Raw genomic sequence first — 23695 nt, 5'->3', positions numbered from 1 at the left:
TTGGGTCTGATGTCTGACATCTGACGAAGCAACATGAGAAAGATCATAGAAGGGTGATCCGGATTACGTCAAGCCGCCCGAAAATGGGCGCCGTCCACCGGCGATGGTGTGTCGCTGGAACCGGGGCGCCTGGAAACTAGCCGTGCGATTCAGGGTGCTGGACGTAGCGCTCGTAGTCGCGGTACGTCTGCTCCATATGATCATCCATGACCCGGCGGGAAAGTTCGGCATCACCGCTGAGGATGCTGTCCATGACCTTCTGGTGGTATTCGATCGCATGGAGCTGGATCTCGGGCACGGCCGAGGTCTCGCGCCGGGTCATGTAGAGCAACTGTCCCAACTGCGCGAAGAGGGCCCGCACGAAGGGGTTCCCCGAGGCCCTGAGCACAGCATCGTGGAACGCTATATCAGCGTCGACGAAGCGGTCCAGGTCCCCGGCCTCGTGGAAGCGCTTCATATCCGCGATGCACTGCTCCATTTGCCGGGCATGCTCGGGAGTATGGCGCTTGGCGGCCAGGGACGCCGCGCCCGTTTCCACCATGCGCCGCATTTCGATCAGTCCCACGGACACCTGGTCCGCGCCGTTTCCATGCGAGGCGGCCTTGAAGATCGCGTCCAGGCCGGTCCAGTTGTCCGACGGGTTCACGAAGGTTCCGCGCCCCGCCTTGACGTAGAGGATGTTCTGCGCCCTCAGCGCCTTGAGCGCCTCGCGGACCGTGAGCCGGCTGACGTCGTACGCCTTTGCTATGTCCGCTTCGGGCGGGATGGCATCGTGTGGTTTTAGCTTGCCTGCCAGTATGTCGTCAAGCAGGCCGTCGACAAGATCGTCGACGAGTGTCCTGCGGCCCATCCTGGCTCCTGCCCTTGGCGTTGCCCGCTGGTGCGGGCCCTCTAAACTTTACTGTCGAATGCCGCCCTGATCAGCATCGTGGCCTGCTTCCTGCAGCGGGACCGCGCTCAGCAAGCCTCGAAATCCGTGAGGACCTTGACCTTTCCCGCGGACGCGGAGGCCGGATCGAAGGTGTAACCGATCCACTCTTTGGCCAGCCGGCGGGCGAGTTCGATGCCCACCACGCGCTGGCCCATGGTGAGGACCTGGCAGTCGTTGGACAGGATGGAGCGTTCCACGGAGAAAGAATCGTGGGCGGCAGTGGCCCTGATTCCTTCCACCTTGTTCGCCGCGATGGCCACGCCGATTCCGGTGCCGCAGAAGAGGATGGCCCGGTCCGCGGCGCCGTCCCTGATCATTTCGCCAGCCGTGATACCCACATATGGGTACGGCCTGGTGAAGTCATCCGGAGCATCGGACCGGTTGACGCCAATGTCGATCACTTCCCTGACCCTGGGATCCTGCCGGAGGTCCTCAAGGACCTTGTCCTTGTAATCGACTCCCGCCTCGTCCGCGCCTACAACAAGTCTCAGTCCCATGGCTCGTCCTTCAGTGTTCATTGCCGTGCTCCCACGGATTCGCTGGATACGGCGGCGGTGAGGTGCGGGCCCATGACGGTGAAGATCATGGCCAGCGAGGTCGCTCCGGGATCCGGTGTGCCCAGGCTCTTTTCCGCCAAAGGGCGGGCGCGGCCCTTGAGCGGCAGCAGGCCGGCTGTCGCCTCGGCGGCTGCCGTCGCGTCGCGGGCCGCGTCCTCCCACGCCCGGCCCGGCTCCACGCCTTCTGCCACGAGCCCGGCAAAGGAAGAGGCGAACGGCAGCAACGCGTCCACCATGGTCTTGTCGCCTGTCTCCGCCTTCCCCAGCTGCACGATCCGGTCCGCGAATGCCCTGACCGCCGCTGCCAGCTGCGCGGGTTCCGGCGTCGAACTGTTTCCAAGGGATTCACCAAGAGCCCGCAATCCCGCTCCCCACAGGACGCCGGACGTTCCGCCCGCCTTGTCGGCCCAGGCATCACCGGCGGCTGCCAGCACATCGCCCGCTCCGGCGCCCTGGGCGAGGGCAGCGGATGCAGCCGCGGCAGCGGCGTCGATCCCGCGCACCATGCCGCGCCCGTGGTCACCGTCTCCGGCGATGGCGTCCATCCTGCCGAGCCGCTCCTCGGCGTCGTGCAGGACGGACTGCGTGGCTTCCAGCGCGGCAAAGCCCGCGGCGGCGTACTGCCGGGAGGCGTCGGTGGCAACGAACGCGGCAGAGGCCACGTCGTCGTCGGACGCTCCTCCGGCCGCCACGGTGCCGGCCTCCCGGACCGCGTTGCCGCGGCGGTAGGCGGGTGTTTCCGCCGGGGCAAGCCACAGCGGTTCCAGTTCCTCGTCCAGCCAGGTGACGGTGAGCGACACCCCGGCCATGTCGAGGCTGGTGACGAGTTCCCCGACCTCGGGCATCACCAGGCTGTACCCGGCGGCACGGAGCAGCGGCGCCACGGTGCCCCAGAGAACGAAGAGCTCCTCGTGCTTGGTGGAGCCGAGCCCGTTGAGGATGACCGCTATCCGTTCGCCGGCGTCGGGCGGAGTTTCAGCGAGCAGGCGTGCCACCAGTTCCCGGCCCAGCTCCTTTGCGGGCGGCAGCGCGGTGTCGAACAGTCCGGGCTCCCCGTGAATGCCCAGGCCCAGTCCCATCTGTCCGTCGGGCAGGGAGAACAGCGGCGATTCCGCGCCGGGGAAGGTGCAGCCGGAGAACGCGCTGCCGATGGTGCGGGTCCGGTCATTGGCCTTCCGGCCCAGGCGGACCACTTCGGCGAGGTCCGCGCCGGCCTCGGCTGCGGCCCCCATCGCCTTGAAGACGGTGAAGTCACCGGCGATGCCGCGGCGCTTGGCGGATTCCGACGGCGGTGCGCTGGCGATGTCGTCAGTCACCAGGACGTTCTCCACGGCAATGCCCTCTGCAGCCAGGCGCTCGCTGGCCATGCCGAAGTTCATGACGTCGCCGGCGTAGTTCCCGTAGGTAAAAACGACGCCGGCGCCGGACTCTGCGGCCTTGGCCACCATGTAGGCCTGCTGCGCGGAGGGCGAGGTGAAGATGTTTCCCACCACCGCGCCGTCGGCGAAGCCGGCGCCGATCAGCCCGGCAAAGGCCGGGTAGTGCCCGGAGCCGCCGCCCGCCAGGACGGCAACCTTGGGCCGCGGGGGCCGGAGGCGCCGCACGGCGCCGCCTGGAACCTGGCGAACCAGGTCCGCGTGGACATCGCAGAACCCCGCCAGGGCCTCCTCGGCAAATTCCGAGGGATCGTTGAAGATTTTTGTCATGATGTGCTCTCTGCCGTGGGTTCCGGGGCGGGCTTAGGGACTGTTGAGGGGAGGCGGCTGCCTAGTGGATGTGGCTGCCGCCGTTGATGTCGATGGTGGTTCCGGTGAGGTAGGCCGAGTCCTCGGAGGAAAGGAACGTGATCACCGCGGCTACTTCCTCGGTGGTGGCGTTCCGGCCCAGCGGGATGCCGGCGTTGATGGCGGCCTCCTGCTCCTCGGTGCTGCCCACGCGGATGTTGGTGTCCACGGCGCCGGGGGTGATGGCGTTGACGGTCACGCCGGTGGCGCCCAGTTCGCGGGCCAGGGCCTTGGTGAAGCCCAGGATGGCGGCCTTGGCGGCGGAGTAGGGAACCTTGCCGAACACGCCGCCGCCGCGCTGGGCGGAGACCGAGGACATGTTCACGATGCGTCCACAGCCGTTGTCGATCATGTCCGGCAGGAATGCCTTGGTGACCAGGTACGTGCCGGTGGCGTTGACATCCATGACCTTGTGCCAGAGCTCAAGGGTGGTTTCCAGGAACGGGACCGGCGAGGTGATGCCGGCGATGTTGGCCAGTGCGCCTACCGGCGGCAGGTTGCCGGAGGCGACCTCGGCGGCGACGGCGGCCTGGGCTGCGGTGACGGACGCTTCGTTGGCGACGTCGATCTCGTGGCCGAAGGCGGGGACGTTGAATTCATTGCCGATTTCGGCGGCGACCTTGGCGGACTTCTCGCCGTCGAGGTCCAGGATCACCACCGCCCAGCCCTGGCGTGCGTAGCGGCGGGCGGTGGTGATGCCGATGCCCCGGTCCGAGGTTGCCCCGGTGAGGACGGCGGTGCGCTGGATGGTGGTCATGATGCTCCCTTGAATCGTTTGGATTGTTGAAGTGGGTGTCGATGGTCAGATGAGGTCGGTGATGAAGCTCGCGGCTTTGGCTGCCGCTGCGGGGCGTTCGTCATGGGTGACGTCCCTGGTTTCGAGCTCCAGCGAGAAGTGCCCCCCGTAGCCGTCGGCCGCAAGCCGGCGCAGCCCTGCGGCAAAGTCGGCGTTGCCGTTGCCGATGCTGAGGTTGATGTTGCCCGGCACGGCATCCCGGAGATGGACGTGGGAAATACTGCCCTTCCGGGATTCGAGGTACTCCAGCGGGTCTTCGCCGGCGGCGACGATATGGCTGAAGTCCATGACAATTCCGACGCCGGTGCCCGCCAGCCGCTGGGCCAGCAGTTCCGCGCGTTCGAGGTTCCAGCAGAACCGCAGGAAGTGCAGGGATTCTGTCCAGAGTTCGACGCCGGACTCCGCCGCGCGCTGCCCCGCGTGGGTGAGCTGGGCGGCAATAAGGTCCAGGTCCTCGCCAAGGCTCCGAACAGGTTCGTGGCTGAGGGCACCGCACGGGAGGACCAGCGCTTTCGCGCCGGTATTCCGCGTGAGGGTCAGCAGCGCCTCCAGGTGCCGCTCGCGGGCTGCCTGCTGTCCGGCGTCGAGTACGGCATTGAGGTCGCCGATATCCCCGTTGACGGAACGGACCCGCAGCCCGGAAGCAGCAACCTCGGCTGTTACCGCGTCAACGGCCGCCGCATCCAGGGTGTACGGAACGTGATCGCACACGCCGGGGAGGGCGCCGAGATCGATCTCCTCGAAGCCCAGGCCGCTGATGGTCCGCAGGGCGGCCGGCAGGTCCTGGTGCCTGAAGCTGATGGACGAGCAGCCGAGTCGGGAGTTGAACATCGTCGTTGATCCTCTGGATGAGCGGGTGGTGATGTGAATCACTGTAGGCCCATCCACTGTCAACAGTCAACTTCCAACATTGACTGTTGACAGTCAGCATGAGGCAGGTCACACTGGGGATATCATTTGTTAACAGTCGACAGCGGCCGAATCCCCTCGGACCGCTTTTCGAAAGGGAAACACCATGAGCAACGAAGCTCTAAAAATGCGTGGACACGTTCACGGCACCAAGGATGCAAAGCGCGTCGCTATCGGCTCTGGAGTGGGCGCCGTCATCGAAACCTACGACTTCATCGGCTTCGGCACCGCTGCGGCCCTCTACTTCGGAACAGCCTTCTTCCCCACGGGCGATCCCGTAACAGGAACGCTTGCAGCATTCGCCACCCTCGGCGTCGGCTTCGCCGCCCGCCCCATCGGCGGCATCATCGGCGGCCACCTCGGTGACAAGGTGGGCCGCAAGCCCGTCCTGGTCGCCTCCCTGATCCTGATGGGTGTGGCCACGTTCCTGATCGGCCTGCTGCCCACCTACGAACAGGTTGGCCTGCTGGCTCCCGCGCTGCTGGTGTTTGTCCGCATCGTGCAGGGCCTCGCCTTCGGTGCGGAATGGGGCGGCGCCATCCTCATGAGCTACGAGCATGCGCCCTGGAAGTCCAAGGGCAAGTACACGGGCATAGTGCAGGCCGGCTTCCCCGTGGGCCTCCTCCTGGCCAACCTCGTCTTCCTGGTCAGCGTTAACCTCGGCGGTGAACTGGCGTGGCGTGTTCCGTTCCTCGCAAGCATCGTGCTGGTCGCCGTCGGCCTGATCATCCGCTCCAAGGTGCCGGAGTCCCCCGTCTTCGACGAGGTCAAGGAGAGCGGCTCCATTGTTAAGTCGCCCATCACCGAGGTCATCCGGACCGACTGGCGGAGCATTGTCCGCGGCATCGGCCTGCGCATTGCCGAGACTGCAGGCTACGCGGTGTCCGTCACGTACATGATCTCCTACCTGCACACCCAGCAGCTCGCCAACAAGACCGAAACCCTGGTGGCCCTCTGCATCGCCTCGTTCATCGGCATTTTCGCCACCATGGCCTGGGCCCGCCTCACGGACCGCGTCGGCCGCCGGCCCCTGTACATCTGGTCCACAGCGTTCGCTGCCCTGTTCGGCATCCCCATGTTCCTGATGGTGAACACTGGGCTGTTCATCTTCGTCATTGCCACGATCGTCATCTCCTACGCCGTCTGCCAGAACTCGCTTGCCGGCGCCCAGGGTCCGTGGTTCCCGGAACTGTTCCAGGCCAAGACCCGCTCCTCCGGAGCGTCCCTGGCGTACCAGATCTCAGCCATGGTCTCCGGCTTCACGCCCTTCGTCACCACCCTGCTGTTCGTAGCCCTCGGCTGGATGGGCCCGGCGCTCCTCTTCAGCTTCTACGCAGCGATCGGCCTCTGGGCCGCCCTCGTCACCCGGGAGACCTGGGGCAAGCGCGAACGCCAGCTGGCTGATGAGGCCACCAAAAGCACCCCGCATTCGGTAACTGTCTGATGACCATCACCCACGAATCGAACACGGAGACAGCAATGTCCACAGGAATCGTCCAGGACCGGTTGGCGCAGGTCAGCGCCGCGGCCTACCGCATCCGGCACCACGCCCTGAACATGGGCGAGGTCCAGGGCCAGGGCTATGTCGGCCAGGCCCTGGGGGCCGCTGACATGCTGGCCGCGGTCTATGGAGACCAGCTCCGCTTCCGGGCGGAGGATCCGCACTGGGAGGCCAGGGACAGGTTCCTGCTTTCCACCGGGCACTACGCAATCGGCCACTATGCCGCCCTCGCCGAGGCCGGCATCGTCCCGGTCGAAGAGCTGGAAACCTACGGTTCGGACGATTCCCGGCTGCCGATGTCCGGGATGTCCACCTACACGCCCGGCATGGAAATCTCGGGCGGCTCCCTGGGCCACGGCCTCACCATTGCCGTGGGCATGGCCCTGGGCCTGCGCTACCAGGGCTCCGGCGCCCGCGTCTTCAATTTCCTCTCCGACGGCGAACTGGACGAAGGCTCCACCTGGGAGGCTGCCATGGGTGCGCACCACCACCAGCTGGGCAACCTCACCGCGATGGTGGACATCAACGCCCTGCAGGCGGACGGCAAGACGGACACAGTGCTCCGCACCGAGCCGGTGACCGAGAAATGGGAGTCCTTCGGCTGGTACACGCAGCGGGTGGACGGGAACGACGTCGGCGCGCTGCTGGCAGCGTTCGACAATGCAGCCGCCCAGGCCGCCGCCGTCGGACGCCCCTCGGTGATCCTGTGCGACACGAAGGTGGGCCGCGGGGTGCCGCTGCTGGAGGAGCGCGAGAAGGCCCACTTCATGCGCATCGACGAACACGAATGGCAAATCTGCCGCGAGCAGCTCACCGCCGGCTACGAAGGAAAGGCTTCAGCATGAGCGCCACCACCGAGGCCCCCGACACCGCAACAGCGGCGAAGCCGAAGCCGAAGCTGAAGACCTCGGCGATGATCGCCTCCTTCGCCGACCCCGGCCAGAAGACCGCGTCCGCACCGTTCGGGCACGCCCTGGTCAAGGCCGCGCAGGAGAACGACAAGATCGTCGGCCTCACCGCGGACCTGGGCAAGTACACGGACATGCACATCTTCGCCAAGGCCTTCCCCGAACGGTTCTTCCAGATGGGCATGGCCGAGCAGCTGCTCTTCGGCGCCGCCGCCGGCCTGGCCGAAACCGGGCTCGTCCCGTTCGCGTCCACGTACTCGGTGTTCGCCGCCCGCCGCGCCTACGACTTCCTCTGCCTGGACGCGGCCGAGCCGAACCTGAACGTCAACATCGTGGGCGGCCTGCCCGGCCTGACCACCGGGTACGGCCCCAGCCACCAGGCCACCGAGGACATGGCGATCTTCCGCGGCATGCCCAACCTGACCATCGTGGACCCGTGCGACTCGATCGACATCGAACAGGCAGTCCCGCAGCTCGCCGCTTCCGACGGCCCCACGTACCTGCGCCTGCTGCGCGGCAACGTCCCCACCGTGCTGGATGAATACGGCTACACGTTCGAACTCGGCAAGGCCAAGGTCCTGCGCGGCGGCAACGACGTCGTGTTCATCTCCTCCGGGCTGATGACCATGCGGGCCCTGCAGGCAGCAAAGGCCCTGGCGGCACACAACGTGGACGTCGCCGTCGTGCACACCCCCACCATCAAGCCGTTCGACGCCGAAACCGTCCTCAAGGAGATCAACACCGACCGGCTCGCCGTCACCCTGGAGAACCACTCGGTGGTGGGCGGCCTGTTCGAAACCGTCGCCTCCGCAGTGGTCACAGCAGGGCTCGGCAAGCGGGTGGTGCCCGTGGCACTTCCGGACCGGTTCCTGGACGCCGGTGCACTGCCCACCCTGCACGACCGCTACGGCCTGGCCGTGGACCGCATCGTGGCAAAGGTCCTCGCCGAACTCGGCTAGAATCCGTGCCGCAACGCAGAAAGCACGGCACCGGTCCCGGCCGGAGCCGTGCTTTCTGCCGTACTATCGAAACTACTACCGACTGTAAACAGTCGACTTACAACATTGAGGACAGAGGCCATGGCCGGACTGACCGCCCCGCTGCTGGGACTGCAAAAGAAAAGCCTGCGCGAACAGGCGCTCTCGGCTCTGCGCACCGCGATCACCAGCGGTGAACTTGAACCGGGCCGCCACCTGGTGGAAACCGAACTCTCCGAGATGCTGCAGATCAGCCGGGGAACCCTGCGCGAAGCCCTGCGCCAGCTTGAACAGGAAGGCCTGGTCTCCGCCGGGCCGCGCGGCAGGCTCTCCGTCCGGCACCTGGACGCAAAAGAGATCCGCGACATCTACACAGTTCGCGCCGCCCTCGAGTCACTGGCCGCCCGAGAGCTCTGTGAACTGCCGGACCGCCAAAACGTCATCTCATCCCTCCGCTCGGCCATCGATGCGATGAAGGCAGCCGAGAAGGAAGGCCTGCAGCAGCGCGTCGAATCCGACCTGGAATTCCACCGCACGCTGTGCCGGCTCACGGGCAACGAGACACTCCTGCACACCTGGGAAGCGCTGGAAGGGTCCATCAGGATGTCCATCATGTTCGCCGGGCTCGAAAAGGGCGTCAAGAACATGAGCGTGGACCGGCACCACGATATTGTGGCGGCCATCGAAACCGGCGACGCCTCGCTGGCCCGGAAAACCATCCGGGAACATATGGACACTGCCGCGGCCAACCTTGTGGCCTAGCCATTTCTTGGTAGTTTCGTAGTTCGCCCCGAATAGTCTCGGCACCCCCGGGTACTGGGACTATGGGAAGGGTGTCAGGCAGCGCGCCTTGGGACCGCGGAATCAACGTTAGAAAGAGGACTGTATGCGGGAACCGATGGCCAGCGACGGTGTTTATGAAGCGGAGACCGTTGCGGGTGATGACCAGGAAGCTACTCCGGTAACTGTTGAACCCTCGGTGGAACCGGACGTCAATTTCGACGAGCAGTTCTATCCTGCCCGGCCCAAGGCGCTGCGCCCCACTGCCCGCCGCCGCCAGTACTTCGCCACCAGGCCGTCCTTCGAATTCGATGGACGCAATGCGGCCTACGTCGAGTGGCTGCGGAACCAGGCAATGCTGGGCGACGCCAATACGCTGGCCCGGCAACTCTCGGGACAGGCCAGCATGTGGCAGAACTCCTACGCCCATCCGAATCCCCGGGCCGCCGTTGAACGTGCGCCGGTATGGTTCACCGCATATCCACTGTCCTTCATCACCAGGTCCAGCCAGTCCTTCCTCTCGGCCCTCGGTGATCCGGCCATGTGGGAAGCCTTCAGCCAGATAGGCATCCGCGCCATCCACACGGGCCCGGTCAAACTGGCGGGCGGCATCAGCGGCTGGTCCCAGACACCCAGCGTGGACGGCCACTTCGACAGGATCAGCATGGCGATCGACCCTGTGTTCGGCACGGAGGATGAATTCCGCCGGATGTGCGAGGTCGCTGCCGACCACGGCGGCACCATCATTGACGACATCGTCCCGGGGCACACGGGCAAGGGAGCGGACTTCCGCCTCGCCGAAATGAACTTCCGGGACTACCCGGGGATCTACCACATGGTGGACATCCCGGAGGAGGACTGGCACCTGCTGCCGGAGGTCCCCGAAGGGCAGGACTCGGTAAACCTGAGCCCGGACGCCGAACAGGCCTTGCAGAAGGCCGGGTACATCATTGGCCGGCTGCAGCGGGTCATCTTCTATGAGCCCGGCGTCAAGGAAACGAACTGGAGCGCAACCCGGCCGATCGTTGACACCACCGGTAAAACGCGCCGCTGGGTCTACCTGCACTACTTCAAGGCAGGACAGCCGTCCATCAACTGGCTGGACCCCACGTTCGCGGGGATGCGCCTGGTGGTGGGCGATGCGCTGCATTCCCTGGTCGACCTGGGCACCGGTGCCCTCAGGCTGGACGCCAACGGATTCCTCGGCGTGGAAAAAAGTGCCGAGGAGCAGCCGGGCTGGTCCGAGGGGCATCCGCTGTCCGAGGCGGCCAACCAGCTCATTGGCTCCATGATCCGGAAGGTGGGCGGGTTCTCCTTCCAGGAGCTTAACCTGACCATCGACGACATCAAGGCGACCTCCGAAGCAGGCCCTGACCTTTCCTACGACTTCATCACCAGGCCGGCCTACCACTACGCGCTTGTCACTGCGGACACCGAACTCCTGCGGCTGACCCTGCGCCTCTCAATGGAGATCGGCGTGGACCAGGCTTCACTCGTGCATGCGCTGCAAAACCATGATGAGCTGACCTACGAGCTGATGCACTTCGCTGCCGGGCACCGGGACGAGATGTTCGAGCTCAACGGCCAGGAGCTCACCGGGGCGCAGCTCGCGGAGCAGGTGCAGCAGACCATGCGCGAGCGGCTGACCGGCGAGAACGCCCCCTACAACGCGGTGTTCACCACCAACGGCATCGCCTGCACAACAGTTAGCTTCATCATGGCAGCGCTGGGAATCCGGGACCCTGATGCCATCACTTCCGAAGAGGAAGCGCGGGTCCTGGACGTGCACATCCTCCTCTCGATGTTCAACGCCCTCCAGCCGGGCGTCTTCGCCCTTTCCGGCTGGGACCTGGCCGGCATCACCGCGCTGGACCGGAAGAGCGTCGAGGAACTCACCGCCCAGGGCGACACCCGCTGGATCAACCGCGGGGCCCACGACATCATGGGCACCAGCCCGGACGCGGAAGTGTCCTCCTCGGGCATGCCCCGGGCGCGCAGCCTTTACGGCCCCCTTCCCGAGCAGCTGAAGAACCCGGACTCCTACGCCAGCAGGCTCCAGCGGATCCTCGCTGTGCGCGAAGAAAACGGCATAGCCACAGGGGCCCTGCTCGATGTTCCGGACGTTTCCAACCGCGGCCTGCTGGTGATGGTCATCCGGCTGGAAAGCGGCGCCCTGGGGGTCACCGTGCTGAACTTCTCGGACCAGGATATTGCCGGCAGCATCCAGTCCAGCCACCTGGTGCCGGGTGCCGCTGTCCACGACCTCTTCAGCGGCGACGCTGTTGGCCAGGTGGATGACCTGTGCAGTTTCTTCCTCGAACTGCCCGCCTTCCAGGGAACCGTCCTGCAGCTGACAGAGCAGGAGGCAGCCCCTGAGCAGGCTGAAGGTGCACAGCCCGGAAAGGACCTGCCGTAGCAGACTGATCGTCGCCGTTCGGGAATCGTCTTGAGTTCCGCGCCGTTAACTGAATGTGCGGAAAGTTCCGCTCATTCGAACGAGGGATTGAATGACCGCGAAGTTTGTATCAGTGGAAGACGACGCCGGGAAGGTCACCCGGTACGTCCGGCATGCCAACGGCGGCGGGCTTGTTGGGCCCGGCGCCGTTGTGGCCGAGAGCGCCCGGATTGGCGCCATGACGTACGTGGAGGGCGGCGCCCGGATCGGGCCGGGGTGCCGGATCGGACACGGCAGCTGGATTGACCGCGACGCGACAGTGGGCGAGCGGACGGTGATCGGCGACGGTGTGCGCATTGGCCGCGGCGCCGTCGTGGGTAACCGGGTGCACATCGGGAGCCATTCCCGGATCGGCTCCGGCGTGACGATTGAGCACGGCGCCCGTCTGGAAGCGGACGCAACGGTGCCCGACGGCGGACAGGTCCTGTCCGGGCCCCATGGAAAACGACACCGCCCAGTTCCCGGGAAGAGCCGGACGCACGCCAAGGGCAGGGGCCGGGTGGCCGCCTGAGCCGCCCTGCCGCACGGGCCGTCGCGCCGGCACCCGCCTAGGGTCCGGGGGCGGGCCGGCCCTGCATCCGCTTTGCCTGCGTCGGTGCTTTCAGGGCTGCTGCTGCCCAGACGGCCAGCAGCAGGGCCACCAGCAGCAGGCCGGCGTCGCCCAGGTCAACGGATCCCAGCCACACAGTCAAGGGGTCCTCCAGCGCGAAGGCTGTGTTGGCGAAGCCGCCCAGGGTGATGACCGCGACAAACAGGGCGGAGACCGCCGAGATTCCGGTGACGAGGGCGTTGAAGCCGAGTTTCCGCTGCGGATCGTCGAGGGCCGAACGGTACATCCGCATCATGGCCATCCCGTTGAGGGAGTCGCACAGGGTCATGGCGGCGGTGAACGCGAGGGGCAGCGCCAGCAAGGCGAACGCGGGCACCCCGGCCAGCGACGCCGCCGTCGTGATCATCAGCAGTCCGACGGTGGTGGCGGTGTCAAAGCCCAACCCGAACAGGAAGCCGATGACATAGATGTTCCGCGGCCGCCGCACCCTGGCCAGCGGTCGCGCCAGGAGGCGGGCAACCAGTCCCTGCGGCGCGAGGTCCTGCGGATTGATCGCGGCCCCGGTCCGTGCCCGGCGGTAGGCGCGGGCCGAGCGGGCAAACGCCGAACCGTTGAACAGGCCCATGGCCAGCAGGAACAGCCCGGACACGCCGCTGCCCACCAGCCCGAGCACCAGGTTCCCGGCGGACCCTTCCTGCATGAACTCCCCCACCACCGCGGCGCCTGCGAGCACCAGCACGCCGGCCAGCGTCACCACGGAGCTGTGGCCGAGGCTGAACGCGAACCCGACACTCACCGGGTCCTGCCGCTGCGCCACGAATTTGCGGGTGGAGTTGTCGATGGCCGCGAGGTGGTCCCAGTCGTAGCTGTGCTTCACGCCGGAGAGGTAGGCGGTCAGGACCAGCCCCCACGTGAGTGCCTGTGCCCCGGTTCCGCCTGCCTTGCCTGCGTTCCCGGCGAGCAGGAGCACGACGGCGGCCGCATGCAGCGCGGCCACGGCACCGAACATCCACAGCAGGCGGGTCCGCAGCGGCAGCGCTTCCCGCTCCCGGTACAGCGTGGTGATGTTGCCGAGGGCCGTCATCAGTGTTTCCTCAGGTCCAGTGGTCCCTGCCCGTGCCACCGCTCCCGGAGGAGCGCGATGCAGGCCCCGAGGTGGCGGTTCAGTTCCCCGGTACTGTTCGACAACGAGCGCAGGACCAGGCCCGTGGTGCCGGCGATTGTGCGGGTGAGGGAGATGCCGGTCAGGGCATCAGTGTTGGATGTGGTGCCGTGCAGCTCATCCGCGAGCGCCTGGTCCACGCGGGGGTCCACCACGATGAGCGACCCGAGGTGGCTGAAGCCTTCCATGAAGCCAAGCACTGTGACATCCCCCGACGGTGGCCGGATGAGCAGGTTGTCCAGCGCCAGCAACTGGGTGGCGCCTTCAGTTTCAACGTGGATTTCGTTCCGCAGCCGCACTTCCTTGTACCGGAAGGCTGCACCGTCCGGAGACCAGCCCGGCGTCACCACCTCGGCCATGACAAGGCACGACGACGGCCGGACAGTAATGTGCGTCCGTTGCCGGTAGCTGGCCTCCCGGTAGGCAATGAGCTGGTCCGGCACCAGTTCCAGCCGGGCCCCCTCCCCCAGCCGGACAGCCATCCGCTGCTCGGCAAAGGACCCTGGAGTCCGGTAGACCTTGGTGGCGGACTGCGTGGTCAGCAACAGGTCAGCACCCTCACAGACCTCGACATCAAGCACAAAGAGATCCGCCCCAAGATACGCCCCGCCAGGGTTGACGACGACATAGCAAACCTGCCCGGAGTCATCGAGGTAGTGCGGCCGAAGTACCCGTAAGGCGCCCTCGTGGAACTGGCGCGCGGCAACCGACCGGCCGCCCCGCAGACTGACGCCCAACTCAAGCCGGCCCATCGGTGACCCGACCGCCGTCGTGCTCATTGCGCCAGGTCAAGCATCAGGACGTCGTGCCGGATCCAATCGATGACCTTGTCGAGCCCTTCGTCGGTCTTGAGGTTGGTGAAGCAGAACGGCTTGGCCCCGCGGAACTCTTTGGAATCCCGCTCCATGACGGCGAGGTCCGCCCCAACGTGCGGCGCGAGGTCGGTTTTGTTGATGATGAAGAGATCCGATTTGATCATCCCCTGGCCTGCCTTACGGGGGATCTTCTCGCCCTGGGCCACATCGATGATGTAAATGGAGAAGTCGACGAGTTCCGGGCTGAAGGTGGCCGAGAGGTTGTCGCCGCCGGATTCGACGAAAATGACCTGCAGGTCCGGATGCCGGGCTTTGAGTTCCTCGATGGCGGCGGTGTTCATGGAGGTGTCTTCGCGGATGGCGGTGTGCGGGCAGCCGCCGGTTTCGACGCCGATGATCCGGTCCACGGGGAGGATGCCGTTGGCGGCGAGGATCTTGGCGTCCTCGATGGTGTAGATGTCGTTGGTGATGGCGGCCATGGAGACCTCCCCGCTCATGTGCCGGGTGAGGCGCTCCACGAGCTGGGTCTTGCCCGCCCCGACGGGTCCGCCGATGCCGATCTTGATGGGTTCAGCCATGGTTCCTCCTGAATTTGAAAGCACAGTACCTAAAGGCACGGTTAGCTCATGAACATCCGGGCACGTTGGCGTTCGTGCCGCATTTGCGAAATTTCCAGTCCGGGACTCACGGCCCCGAAGTCGTCGGGCGTGAGGTGCGGGATGCGTTCGACGGCGGCAGCAACGTCGTCGGCCGCCTTCCGAAGCAGCCGCTGGCCTGCGTTCTGGCCCAGCGGGATGGCGCGGACGGCGTTTTGCGTCAGGGACGTGACCGTGGCGAAAAGGTGGGCGGCGAGCGCCTCCTGCAGCGGCACTCCCAGCGAACGTGCGACGACGGCGAACGCCAGCGGCTGGTGCCCGGCGGCCCTGCCGGTGGTCACCAGGTCCCGGTACAGTTCCAGCTCCGCCGAGGGAAAGACCTCCGCCCCGATCTCCAGCAACCGGGTCCCCATCTTGACGGAAGCCTCCCGAACCTGCCGCGGCAAAAGACAGGCGGAAAGCAGGGCATCAAGCTCAAGAACATCAACCCCCTCATAGAGGAACCGGACAGCCAACCCATCCGAGTACGTCAACTGCTGCCCGATAAAAGCACCGAGCCACACCGCAAAAGACCCCTCATCAAGCACGAGCTCCCGCTCGATGTACCCCTCGAAACCAAGAGAGTGAGCAAACGCCCCGGTAGGAAGCGCCGAGTCAGTAAGCTGCGCGAGCGCCAGCTGGTAACTGCCGACGCTGGCGGTGGCGGGTGAAGGGGGCTGCGGCGTGGCGGGCCGCGCGGGGGGCCCACTGGCGCGAGGGACCCGGCCCGAGCTTGCGAGGGTTGGGAGCGCCCGGGGACGGGCACAGCCCCCTTCACCCGCCGCCGTACCCAAGGTGACGCTGGAACTAGTGCGAGTGTTCAGCATGGCGGAAAGGCACAGGCATGACGCGTTCCTGGCGGGAGTAGGGCACGGCATTGTGGCGGAGGTAGTCCTCGACGGTGTGGTCGTAGGCGCACACCATGACGTCGGCCCCGTACTCCGAGGCAGCATCAAAGAACTGTGCCTGCAGGTGCCGGTTGCCCAGGGAGTGGGCCACGACGCCCATTTCGGAGATGCTCCGCGGGGCAATCACCAGGACGTCGGTGGGCAGGACGGACACCACGATCATGTTGGACCCTTCGACGTGCAGGATGTCGCCGTCGCGCAGGTCTCCGGAGCCGGACGGCAGCCGGATGCCGATCTCCTTGCCGTGGTCCGTCGTCGCGCGCTGGATCCGTTTGACCAGCTGGGCGCTGGGGAGGACCACTTTTTCCTGGTGCACGCCCGCGTAGGTGTGCGGGTCCGGCAGTTCGTGCAGGTTGCCGAGGACTTTGTCGATGATCACTGGGTCTCCGAGGGCTTGGATGAAATCAGAAGAGGAAGTAGCGCTGGGCCATGGGCAGCACGTCGGACGGCTCGCAGGTGACGTCTTCGCCGTCGACCGTCACCTGGTAGGTTTCCGGGTCCACCTGGATGTCCGGGGTGGCGTCGTTATATTTCAGGTCGGCTTTGGTGAGCGACCGGATGCCGGAGACAGGCCGGATGACCTTCTCCAGCCCGAGTTCCCCGGGAACACCGGCGTCGATGGCTGCCTTGGACAGGAAGGTGATGGAGCACTGCTGCACCGCCTTCCCGAACGCCCCGAACATGGGCCGCATGGTGCGCGGCTGCGGCGTGGGGATGGAGGCGTTGGCGTCCCCCATCAGCGCGTAGGCGATCTGGCCGCCCTTGAGGACAAGCTCGGGCTTGACGCCGAAGAAGGCCGGGTCCCACAGCACCAGGTCGGCGAACTTGCCCACCTCCACCGAGCCCACGGAGTCAGCAATCCCCTGGGCGATGGCGGGATTGATCGTGTACTTGGCAACGTAGCGCTTGAGCCGGAAGTTGTCGCTGCCCGCGCTGCCGTGGGTGCCGGCGGAGCCGTCCGCGCGGGGGTCTTCCAGGACACCGCGCTGCCTCTTCATCTTGTCCGCCACCTGCCACGTGCGGGTGATCACCTCGCCAACGCGCCCCATCGCCTGGGAGTCCGACGACGTGATGGAGAAGATGCCGAGGTCCTGCAGGACGTCCTCGGCCGCGATGGTCTCGGCACGGATCCGGGAATCGGCGAAGGCCACATCCTCGGGGATGTCCGGGTTGAGGTGGTGGCAGACCATCAGCATGTCCAGGTGCTCTTCGATGGTGTTCCGGGTGTAGGGCAGCGTGGGGTTGGTGGAGGCCGGCAGGACGTTGGGCATGCCGGCGATCTTGATGATGTCCGGGGCATGGCCTCCGCCGGCACCCTCGGTATGGAACGTGTGGATGACGCGTCCGTCGATGGCGCGGATGGTGTCCTCCACGAACCCGCACTCGTTCAGGGTGTCGGTGTGGATGGCCACCTGGACGTCGTACTCGTCCGCCACCTTCAGGGAGGTGTCGATGGAGGAGGTGGTGGCACCCCAGTCCTCGTGGACCTTGAGTCCGATGGCGCCGGCGCGGATCTGCTCGGCCAGGGGTTCGACGGCGGACGCGTGGCCCTTGCCGAAGAGGCCGATGTTCATGGGGAACCCCTCGGCCGCCTGCAGCATCCGCTGGATGTGCCACTTCCCGGGCGTCACGGTGGTGGCCTTGGTGCCTTCGGCCGGACCGGTGCCGCCGCCGATCATGGTGGTCACGCCGCTCGCCAGCGCCGTCGGGACCTGGTCCGGGGAGATGAAGTGGATGTGGGTGTCAACGCCGCCGGCGGTGAGGATCTTGCGTTCGCCGGCGATGATTTCGGTGCTGGCGCCGAGGGTGATGGTGACGCCGTCGGTAATCTGCGGGTTCCCGGCTTTGCCGATGCGGAAGATATGCCCGTCCTTCAGTGCCACGTCCGCTTTGTAGATGCCGGTGTAGTCCAGGATCACGGCGTTGGTGATCACGGTGTCCGGGATGTCCTCATCGCGGACAGCCTGGCCGTTCTGGCCCATGCCGTCGCGGATCACCTTGCCGCCGCCGAACACCACCTCTTCGCCGTAGACGGTGAGGTCTTGTTCGATCTCGAGGAACAGCTCGGTGTCCGCCAGGCGGATCTTGTCCCCGGCGGTGGGCCCGTACAGGTCCGCGTACTGCCGGCGTGGGATCTCGAAGCTCACTGGACGTCCCCTTCCGGGCGGGTGCCGCCGTCGAGCTTTCCGTTGACAGCGTTGCTGAGCCCGAACACCTCGCGGCGCCCGGCCAGTTCGATCAGCCGCACGCTCCGGGAGTCCCCAGGTTCAAAGCGCGCTGCGGTGCCTGCGGGAATGTCCAGGCGCCGGCCGTAGGCGGCCTCCCGGTCGAAGGACAAGGCAGCATTGGCTTCGGCAAAGTGGAAATGCGAGCCCACCTGGACGGGCCTGTCGCCGGTGTTGGTCACGGCGACCTCGATCGCCGTCCGCCCTGCGTTTGCCGTCACGGGCTCCGGGCGGAGGACGTATTCTCCTGGGATCATGGCCTGCCCCTTCAGCGGATGGGATCGTGGACGGTGACGAGCTTGGTGCCGTCGGGGAAGGTGGCCTCGACCTGCACGTCGTGGATCATTTCGGGCACGCCCTCCATGACGTCCTCGCGGCGGAGGAGGGTGGTCCCGTAGCTCATGAGGTCCGCGACGGTACGGCCGTCCCGGGCGCCCTCGATCAGTTCGTAGCTGATGATGGCCACGGCTTCCGGGTAATTGAGCTTGAGTCCGCGGGCCTGGCGGCGGCGCGCAAGGTCGGCGGCCACCACGATCAGAAGCTTTTCCTGCTCACGTGGCATCAAATGCATGAGGGTCCCTTCGGCAGCCAGCGGACGGCGTGGGACCTACAGTAGGCGGCGGACGTTTCGGCTACGTTACGGCTTTGTTATGGGCGGCTCTCCAGTCCAGGCAAGACACCGGCGGCAGGTGGTTCACGTGGTGAGCCGGGCCAGGATCTCCTCGGTGGACTGGACGGGCTGTCGGTAGCTGGCGGAGAGGATGCGCAGCATGTCCGCGGCGTCCTGGCTGTCCTCGGAGGCCATCGCGTCCTTGGCGTAGGTGACCCGGATGTTGTGGGCGAAGGCGTCGGCGCCGGTCTGGGCTATGCAGTTGTGGGTGGAGACTCCGGCGAGGACCACCTCGTCCGCGCCCCAGTTGCGCAGCCGGGACAGGAGGTTGGTGCCCACGAAGGCGCTGTCCCGGGTTTTGTTCAGCTGGGGCAGGCCGTCGAGGGCGAGCCCCGGCACTGCCTGGGCCTGCCCGGTGCCGCGGAAAACGAAGCCCTGGTCGTCGTCGAGCATGTTCAGCGTCCAGGTTGACTTGTCCAGCTCGTGCTCCGTCCCCACCATCAGGGCCTTGTGGCCGCTCGCCTTGAAGGCCTCCAGCAGCCGGTTGCAGGAGGCCACCAACTGTTCCTGCTGCGCGGCAAGTTCGGGCGCCTCGAAGTAGGCGTTCTGCATGTCGATGACAAGAAGTGCGATCATGTCCTGAAACGTACCCCGTGGCTTGCCGGCGAAACCTCGGCAAGGTACAACCCCTACGGTGCCGACTCGCGGACTTTCAACTGGAAGCCGGCCTCGATGTGCACACCCTGTTCCTCCGTGGCCAGCCCCTCGATCCTGTCGATGAGCAGGCCGATGGAGCGTTCCGCAATTTCCTCCATGCCGGGCGAGACGGTGGTCAGCGAGGGTGCGGCGAACCGGGCCTCGTCGATGTCGTCGAAGCCCGCCACGGCCACCTCCTGCGGAACCCGCACGCCGCGGATCAGCAGCTCGTGCATGGCTCCCAAGGCGAGGACATCGTTCAGGCCGAAGACGGCGTCGAACTTCACGCCGCTGTCCAGGAGCCCGGCCACGGCCGCCGCTCCGCCGTCCCGCCGCCACTCGCAGGGCGCGATCAGTGCCGGATCAAACGGGATCCCTGCATCGTCCAGCGCCTTGCGGTAGCCGTTGAGCCGCAGCCCGGCGCTGCCCGCGGACTCCCCGGGGCGGGCACCAACCACGGCAATCCGACGGCGGCCGCCGGCCAGCAGGTGGGTGGTCAGGGCTGCAGCCGCTTCCCCGTTCTTCATGGTGACCAGGTCGAACCGGGGATCCAGGATGTGTTCGCCCAGCAGGACCAGGGGCTTCTTGCCGAGGCGGGCGGCGATGCTGTCCGCGTCAACCATCAAGGGAGTGAACAGCAGCCCGTCGGTGAGCTGGCGGAACGGGCCCTGCAGGGCGTTAAGTTCCGCCTCGCCCGCGGCGTCGGACTGTTCCACCAGGACCCGGTACCCGCGCCGGGACGCCGCTTTCATCAACCTTGACGCCAGTTCGGCATAGTAGGGAGCGGAAAGGTCGGAGAGGACCAGCCCCAGCATCCTGGTCTTCCCGGACCGGAGGCTGCGGGCGGTCAGGTTGGCCTCATAGCCCAGCTCCCCGATGGCGTCCAGGACCCGCTGCCTGGTGGCAGGCCGGATGAACTCGTAGTCATTGAGCACGTTGGAAACGGTCTTGAGCGACACTCCGGCCGCCCTCGCAACGTCGTTCATGGTGACCGCCATCATGGCTCCTTCGTGTGGTTCCGCCAGTTCCTGCCATACATCGTTGCAGAAGATGGCGGGGGTGCCGCAACCAGCGCTGCAGCGGGCCAACGCTGCGGCGCTAAGCCGCGAGGGAGCGGCCGGTCAGCCCTTTGCTGCCTTGGCAGCCGCCTTCGCGGCCTGCTTGCTGGCCCGCACCTTGGTGAGGGACTCCGAATCCACGATGTCTGCCACGGAGAGGTACGAGCCCTCCTCGCCGTAGTGCCCGGCAGCTTCCCGCCAGCCCTGCGCCTGCAGCCCGCACTGCTTGCCGAGCAGTGCCAGGAAGATTTTGGCTTTCTGCTCCCCGAAGCCGGGCAGCGCCTTCAGCCGGCGAAGCACCTCCGCGCCGTCCGGATTGCCCCTGGTCCAAATGGCGGCGGCGTCCCCGTCCCACTCGTCCTGCACCGTTTCGGCGAGCGCCTGCACGCGTGCGGCCATTGAGCCGGGGAAGCGGTGCACGGCGGGCCGTTCCTTGAACATTTCCACGAATGCCTGCGGCTCCTGCGCGGCGATGGCTTCGGGTTTCATTGACCCGATCCTGGTCCTGATCTTCTCCGGCCCCGCGAACGCGGACTCCATGGTCACCTGCTGGTCCAGCAGCATGCCGGTCAGCAGGGCGAAGGCGTCCTCGCTCAGCAACTTGTCCGCGGCGGGATCCCCTGTGATGTGCAATTCCATGCGGTCCATCCTCCCACCCGCGGGCCGCCGCCGTCATGCCGGCCCGGCCCGGCCCGGCCCGGCCGGGCCGGAGTCTGGCGGGAGGCTAGCGCCCCACCGCCAGCCGGATCATAGACCAGGACACGGCCGGGAGCTCGGCGGTGAGGCGGCCGCCGTCGGCCTTCACCGTGACGTTTTCGGCCGGCAGGACCGACGTCGAGTCGTCGGCGGTTGCCTGCCAGTACGGATCCTTGTTCGCGTAGGTGAGCGCCTCCACCACCTGCACGCTGCCGAGGCCGGAGACCGCGGCATCCAAAGCAATCACGTCAGTGGCCGAGCGGTTGACGGCAAAGACAACCGCTTCGCCTTTTTCGGCGTCATAGGTTGCGACGGCGGACACTGCGGCAAAGTCGGCCGTCTTTCCCCCGCTGATCCGCGGGGATTCGACGGCGAGCTGCAGCACGGTTCCGGAAGCGTGGCGGGAGGTGAGTGCGAACGGGTGGAAGGTGGTCTGCTTCCAGGCGCGGCCGCCCGGTTCGGTCATGATCGGGGCGATCACGTTGACCAGCTGGGCCAGGCTGGCCGAGTGGACGCGGTCCGTGTTCCTGAGCAGGGTGACCAGGAGATCGCCAACGACGACGGCGTCCGCCACCGTGTAGGTGTCCTCGAGCAGGACGGGGGCAACAGGCCAGTCCCTGCCCGTGGGGACGCGGGACTCGTCGCGGCTCATGTGCCAGACGTTCCACTCATCGAAGGAGATGTTGACCTGCCTGGCGGACTTCTTCACGGACTTCACGTGGTCGATGTGGCTGACGATGTCATGGATAAACGCCTCCATCCGGTGCCCGGCGGAGAGGTGTTCCTGCAGGTCCCCGAAGTCTTCAAAGTATTGGTGGGCCGAGATGAGGTCCACCAGCTCGTAGGTTTCGGACAGGACCACGCGTTCCCACTCCCCGAAGGTGGGCATGGTGGGTCCGGAGCTGCCGCATGCCACAAGTTCCAGGTCCGGTTCGATCATGCGCATGCCGCGGGCGGTGTCCGCTGCCAGCCGCCCGTACTCCAGCGCGTTCTTGTGCCCGATCTGCCAGGGGCCGTCCATTTCATTGCCGAGGCACCACATCCTGATGCCGTAGCCGCCCTCCGCGCCGTTGGCCCTTCGCTGGTCCGCGAAGGTGGTGCCGCCGTCGATGTTGCAGTACTCCAGCAGGTCAAGCGCCTCCTGCGTGCCGCGGGTGCCCAGGTTCACGGCCATCATGGGCTCGACGCCGGCCTTGGCGGACCACTTGGCGAACTCGTCCACCCCTACGAGGTTGGGGTCGGTGGAGTGCCAGGCCAGGTCCAGCCGGACAGGCCGCTGGTCCGCCGGACCCACGCCGTCCTCCCAGCGGTACCCCGAGACGAAGTTGCCGCCGGGATAGCGGACCGTGGACACCCCCAGTTCCCGGGTCAGCTCCAGCACGTCCCGGCGGAACCCGTCCCCGTCGGCGTTGGGGTGGTCCGGCTCGAAAATGCCTGTATACACACAACGGCCAAGGTGCTCAACAAAGGCACCGAAAGTACGCCGGCGGACCGGACCCGCCACGAAGGAGGGATCCATGGTGATTTTGGCTGCGGCTGATTCTGTGGCGGTCACTAAAACGTCCTCGTCTTCGTCCTTTTACAACGTTATAGAAAGCATTGTTCGTGCTGCGACGGCAGGAGTCAAGCACAGGCTGGTGGTGGAGGCGAAAATCCAAGTAGTACCTAATCTCAAAGTCGGGTACCTCTTACGCGTTCGCCGGGACCTGCGGCGGAACTACTTTCTTCACAGAGACAAGACGTGTTCCGGCCTGGTACTTGGCTCACTAGGGGGTGTGAGATGGCAATGCACGCACAGCAGGCAAGCGCAGGCTTCCCGGTCCATCGGACGCGGGTATTAAGCGGGGCCGGCGACGAGGAGGCCTTTGAGACCAAGGCCTCTCCCCCAGCCGTCGCCGGCCCTCTTCGTTCCCGGCAGGGCCTGGACCGGCGGCAGGCGCCGGCGCGGCCCGTCCCTGGAAGGCCGGCGGAGTCCGGCACCCCGGATGGGCTGGTGCTTGACCTGGTGACCGGCACCCCCAGCCTGATTGAATCCCTCGACCTGCTGGCGGCCGCGGCCGTCCGGTCAGTGGTGCGGGCCACGGGGATCCGGATCGAGTGCGGGGTGGTGGTGCGCCAGCCCAAGAGGAATCCAGCCGCCACCGGCACGTCGGACGACGTGGTCCGTGTTTTGGAGTGGGAGCAGGAAGCCAAGGAAGGCCCGGTCAACGACATCCTGTCAGGCGGCCATCCCGTGGCGGTGCTCCAGCGGAACGGGGACTTCCGGTGGCCGCGGTATTCCACCCAGCTGCAGCTGGCAGGGTTCGGCAGCGCGATGGGGGTTCGGCTCCGGATGGCAACCGGTTATGCGGACAGTGGGGCTGCGGACGGAACCGCTGATGGGGACATAGGTGCGGCCCTGGCATTCTTCACCCAGGACGCCAAGGCTTTCCCGCTGCAGGTCATCGCCGAAGCCCGCACCTTCGCCGGACTTGCCGCGCCCAGCCTGGGAGTGGCCATCAGCCTCCACTCCGCCAGGTCCATGGCCACCGACCTGCGCTCGGCGCTGGACAGCCGGACATCAATCAATGTCGCCTGTGGAGTGATCATGGCGCAGAACCGGTGCTCCTACCACGAGGCGTTTGCCATCCTCGCCAAGGCGTCCAGCCACCGGAACATCAAGCTGCGCCAGGTGGCGGAGGACATCCTCGAGCGGCTTCCCGAGGGTCCGCCCCGCGCCCACTTCGGCCACTAGCCGGAGCG

24 protein-coding genes are annotated in these 23695 nt (G+C 66.4%); 7 read left to right on the top strand and 17 right to left on the bottom strand.

What is annotated here, in order from left to right; all coding sequences use genetic code 11:
• Positions 1-136: 136 nt before the first annotated feature.
• The 5 genes from SMD14_RS01885 to SMD14_RS01865 all read right to left on the bottom strand — a co-directional run bounded on the left by SMD14_RS01885 (position 137) and on the right by SMD14_RS01865 (position 4899).
• Complete coding sequence (locus SMD14_RS01885) at positions 137-850, bottom strand: FadR/GntR family transcriptional regulator (protein WP_321215120.1); 714 nt, start codon at positions 848-850, stop codon at positions 137-139.
• Positions 851-957: 107 nt separating this feature from the next.
• Positions 958-1449 carry an RpiB/LacA/LacB family sugar-phosphate isomerase gene (locus tag SMD14_RS01880; RefSeq protein WP_321215119.1) on the bottom strand — a complete coding sequence of 164 codons (492 nt, stop codon included), beginning with the start codon at positions 1447-1449 and terminating at the stop codon, positions 958-960.
• A complete protein-coding gene (locus tag SMD14_RS01875; RefSeq protein ID WP_321215118.1) occupies positions 1446-3194 on the bottom strand; it encodes a dihydroxyacetone kinase family protein in 1749 nt (582 codons plus the stop codon). Before SMD14_RS01875 ends, SMD14_RS01880 begins: the two co-directional genes overlap by 4 nt.
• Positions 3195-3255: 61 nt before the next feature.
• Positions 3256-4029, bottom strand: a complete 774-nt coding sequence (locus SMD14_RS01870; RefSeq protein WP_321215117.1) for an SDR family NAD(P)-dependent oxidoreductase — start codon at positions 4027-4029, stop codon at positions 3256-3258.
• Between the two features lie 45 nt (positions 4030-4074).
• Positions 4075-4899 carry a sugar phosphate isomerase/epimerase gene (locus SMD14_RS01865; RefSeq protein ID WP_321215116.1) on the bottom strand — a complete coding sequence of 275 codons (825 nt, stop codon included), beginning with the start codon at positions 4897-4899 and terminating at the stop codon, positions 4075-4077.
• Between the two features lie 184 nt (positions 4900-5083).
• Between SMD14_RS01865 and SMD14_RS01860 the strand changes: the two genes are divergently transcribed.
• From SMD14_RS01860 to SMD14_RS01835, 6 genes are all read left to right on the top strand, one after another.
• On the top strand, positions 5084-6421 hold the full coding sequence (locus SMD14_RS01860; RefSeq protein WP_157239630.1) for an MFS transporter: 1338 nt from the start codon (positions 5084-5086) through the stop codon (positions 6419-6421).
• A gap of 35 nt (positions 6422-6456) precedes the next feature.
• On the top strand, positions 6457-7323 hold the full coding sequence (locus SMD14_RS01855; RefSeq protein WP_409339738.1) for a transketolase: 867 nt from the start codon (positions 6457-6459) through the stop codon (positions 7321-7323).
• On the top strand, positions 7320-8345 hold the full coding sequence (locus SMD14_RS01850; protein ID WP_321215114.1) for a transketolase C-terminal domain-containing protein: 1026 nt from the start codon (positions 7320-7322) through the stop codon (positions 8343-8345). Before SMD14_RS01855 ends, SMD14_RS01850 begins: the two co-directional genes overlap by 4 nt.
• A gap of 120 nt (positions 8346-8465) precedes the next feature.
• Entirely contained in the window at positions 8466-9125 is a 660-nt protein-coding gene (locus tag SMD14_RS01845) for a GntR family transcriptional regulator (protein WP_321215113.1), read from the top strand.
• Positions 9126-9249: 124 nt separating this feature from the next.
• Positions 9250-11559 (top strand): maltose alpha-D-glucosyltransferase, encoded by a 2310-nt coding sequence (treS, locus tag SMD14_RS01840; protein ID WP_157239638.1) that lies wholly within the window; start codon positions 9250-9252, stop codon positions 11557-11559.
• Between the two features lie 91 nt (positions 11560-11650).
• A complete protein-coding gene (locus SMD14_RS01835; RefSeq protein ID WP_321215112.1) occupies positions 11651-12109 on the top strand; it encodes a DapH/DapD/GlmU-related protein in 459 nt (152 codons plus the stop codon).
• A gap of 37 nt (positions 12110-12146) precedes the next feature.
• Here SMD14_RS01835 and SMD14_RS01830 read toward each other — a convergent pair whose 3' ends face one another.
• The 12 genes from SMD14_RS01830 to SMD14_RS01775 all read right to left on the bottom strand — a co-directional run bounded on the left by SMD14_RS01830 (position 12147) and on the right by SMD14_RS01775 (position 22508).
• Positions 12147-13232, bottom strand: coding sequence for a nickel transporter (locus SMD14_RS01830; RefSeq protein ID WP_321215111.1), 1086 nt, complete (start codon positions 13230-13232; stop codon positions 12147-12149).
• Positions 13232-14089 carry an urease accessory protein UreD gene (locus SMD14_RS01825; protein ID WP_321215110.1) on the bottom strand — a complete coding sequence of 286 codons (858 nt, stop codon included), beginning with the start codon at positions 14087-14089 and terminating at the stop codon, positions 13232-13234. Before SMD14_RS01825 ends, SMD14_RS01830 begins: the two co-directional genes overlap by 1 nt.
• A complete protein-coding gene (gene ureG, locus SMD14_RS01820) occupies positions 14086-14703 on the bottom strand; it encodes an urease accessory protein UreG (protein ID WP_157239646.1) in 618 nt (205 codons plus the stop codon). Before ureG ends, SMD14_RS01825 begins: the two co-directional genes overlap by 4 nt.
• A gap of 41 nt (positions 14704-14744) precedes the next feature.
• The gene (locus tag SMD14_RS01815) at positions 14745-15398 is read right to left on the bottom strand and encodes an urease accessory protein UreF (protein ID WP_321216327.1); all 654 of its coding nucleotides are present in this window, start codon (positions 15396-15398) and stop codon (positions 14745-14747) included.
• 169 nt (positions 15399-15567) lie between these two features.
• Complete coding sequence (gene ureE / locus SMD14_RS01810) at positions 15568-16047, bottom strand: urease accessory protein UreE (protein ID WP_321215109.1); 480 nt, start codon at positions 16045-16047, stop codon at positions 15568-15570.
• Between the two features lie 25 nt (positions 16048-16072).
• Positions 16073-17815, bottom strand: a complete 1743-nt coding sequence (ureC, locus tag SMD14_RS01805) for an urease subunit alpha (RefSeq protein ID WP_321215108.1) — start codon at positions 17813-17815, stop codon at positions 16073-16075.
• Positions 17812-18150 (bottom strand): urease subunit beta, encoded by a 339-nt coding sequence (locus SMD14_RS01800; protein ID WP_157239650.1) that lies wholly within the window; start codon positions 18148-18150, stop codon positions 17812-17814. Before SMD14_RS01800 ends, ureC begins: the two co-directional genes overlap by 4 nt.
• Positions 18151-18161: 11 nt before the next feature.
• The gene (locus SMD14_RS01795; RefSeq protein ID WP_157239652.1) at positions 18162-18464 is read right to left on the bottom strand and encodes an urease subunit gamma; all 303 of its coding nucleotides are present in this window, start codon (positions 18462-18464) and stop codon (positions 18162-18164) included.
• A gap of 123 nt (positions 18465-18587) precedes the next feature.
• Positions 18588-19139 (bottom strand): isochorismatase family cysteine hydrolase, encoded by a 552-nt coding sequence (locus SMD14_RS01790; protein ID WP_321215107.1) that lies wholly within the window; start codon positions 19137-19139, stop codon positions 18588-18590.
• Positions 19140-19192: 53 nt separating this feature from the next.
• Positions 19193-20197, bottom strand: coding sequence for a LacI family DNA-binding transcriptional regulator (locus SMD14_RS01785; protein ID WP_321216326.1), 1005 nt, complete (start codon positions 20195-20197; stop codon positions 19193-19195).
• 123 nt (positions 20198-20320) lie between these two features.
• Positions 20321-20905, bottom strand: coding sequence for an HhH-GPD-type base excision DNA repair protein (locus tag SMD14_RS01780; protein WP_321215106.1), 585 nt, complete (start codon positions 20903-20905; stop codon positions 20321-20323).
• A 76-nt stretch (positions 20906-20981) separates the two neighbouring features.
• Positions 20982-22508: an alpha-N-arabinofuranosidase gene (locus SMD14_RS01775; protein ID WP_321215105.1), complete on the bottom strand. Its 1527-nt coding sequence runs from the start codon at positions 22506-22508 to the stop codon at positions 20982-20984.
• A gap of 225 nt (positions 22509-22733) precedes the next feature.
• Here SMD14_RS01775 and SMD14_RS01770 point away from each other — a divergent pair, with 225 nt between their 5' ends.
• Positions 22734-23687, top strand: coding sequence for an ANTAR domain-containing protein (locus tag SMD14_RS01770; RefSeq protein ID WP_321215104.1), 954 nt, complete (start codon positions 22734-22736; stop codon positions 23685-23687).
• The last annotated feature ends 8 nt before the right edge of the window (positions 23688-23695 follow it).

Source organism: Pseudarthrobacter oxydans (assembly GCF_034258515.1).
Taxonomy (GTDB): Bacteria; Actinomycetota; Actinomycetes; order Actinomycetales; family Micrococcaceae; genus Arthrobacter.
This window is presented reverse-complemented; position numbering and strand designations above follow the sequence as displayed.

Excerpts from the sequence above, each read along its gene's own strand:
- ureG (WP_157239646.1), bottom strand. The coding sequence starts at position 14,703 with ATGGCTGAACCCATCAAGATCGGCATCGGCGGACCCGTCGGGGCGGGC.
- SMD14_RS01790 (WP_321215107.1), bottom strand. The coding sequence starts at position 19,139 with ATGATCGCACTTCTTGTCATCGACATGCAGAACGCCTACTTCGAGGCG.
- SMD14_RS01785 (WP_321216326.1), bottom strand. The coding sequence starts at position 20,197 with ATGGCGGTCACCATGAACGACGTTGCGAGGGCGGCCGGAGTGTCGCTC.
- SMD14_RS01855 (WP_409339738.1), top strand. The coding sequence starts at position 6,457 with ATGTCCACAGGAATCGTCCAGGACCGGTTGGCGCAGGTCAGCGCCGCG.
- SMD14_RS01875 (WP_321215118.1), bottom strand. The coding sequence starts at position 3,194 with ATGACAAAAATCTTCAACGATCCCTCGGAATTTGCCGAGGAGGCCCTG.
- SMD14_RS01770 (WP_321215104.1), top strand. The coding sequence starts at position 22,734 with ATGGCAATGCACGCACAGCAGGCAAGCGCAGGCTTCCCGGTCCATCGG.
- SMD14_RS01830 (WP_321215111.1), bottom strand. The coding sequence starts at position 13,232 with ATGACGGCCCTCGGCAACATCACCACGCTGTACCGGGAGCGGGAAGCG.
- SMD14_RS01850 (WP_321215114.1), top strand. The coding sequence starts at position 7,320 with ATGAGCGCCACCACCGAGGCCCCCGACACCGCAACAGCGGCGAAGCCG.
- SMD14_RS01880 (WP_321215119.1), bottom strand. The coding sequence starts at position 1,449 with ATGAACACTGAAGGACGAGCCATGGGACTGAGACTTGTTGTAGGCGCG.
- SMD14_RS01885 (WP_321215120.1), bottom strand. The coding sequence starts at position 850 with ATGGGCCGCAGGACACTCGTCGACGATCTTGTCGACGGCCTGCTTGAC.
- SMD14_RS01780 (WP_321215106.1), bottom strand. The coding sequence starts at position 20,905 with ATGGACCGCATGGAATTGCACATCACAGGGGATCCCGCCGCGGACAAG.
- SMD14_RS01865 (WP_321215116.1), bottom strand. The coding sequence starts at position 4,899 with ATGTTCAACTCCCGACTCGGCTGCTCGTCCATCAGCTTCAGGCACCAG.
- SMD14_RS01835 (WP_321215112.1), top strand. The coding sequence starts at position 11,651 with ATGACCGCGAAGTTTGTATCAGTGGAAGACGACGCCGGGAAGGTCACC.
- treS (WP_157239638.1), top strand. The coding sequence starts at position 9,250 with ATGCGGGAACCGATGGCCAGCGACGGTGTTTATGAAGCGGAGACCGTT.
- SMD14_RS01795 (WP_157239652.1), bottom strand. The coding sequence starts at position 18,464 with ATGCATTTGATGCCACGTGAGCAGGAAAAGCTTCTGATCGTGGTGGCC.
- SMD14_RS01845 (WP_321215113.1), top strand. The coding sequence starts at position 8,466 with ATGGCCGGACTGACCGCCCCGCTGCTGGGACTGCAAAAGAAAAGCCTG.
- SMD14_RS01870 (WP_321215117.1), bottom strand. The coding sequence starts at position 4,029 with ATGACCACCATCCAGCGCACCGCCGTCCTCACCGGGGCAACCTCGGAC.
- SMD14_RS01860 (WP_157239630.1), top strand. The coding sequence starts at position 5,084 with ATGAGCAACGAAGCTCTAAAAATGCGTGGACACGTTCACGGCACCAAG.
- SMD14_RS01800 (WP_157239650.1), bottom strand. The coding sequence starts at position 18,150 with ATGATCCCAGGAGAATACGTCCTCCGCCCGGAGCCCGTGACGGCAAAC.
- SMD14_RS01825 (WP_321215110.1), bottom strand. The coding sequence starts at position 14,089 with ATGAGCACGACGGCGGTCGGGTCACCGATGGGCCGGCTTGAGTTGGGC.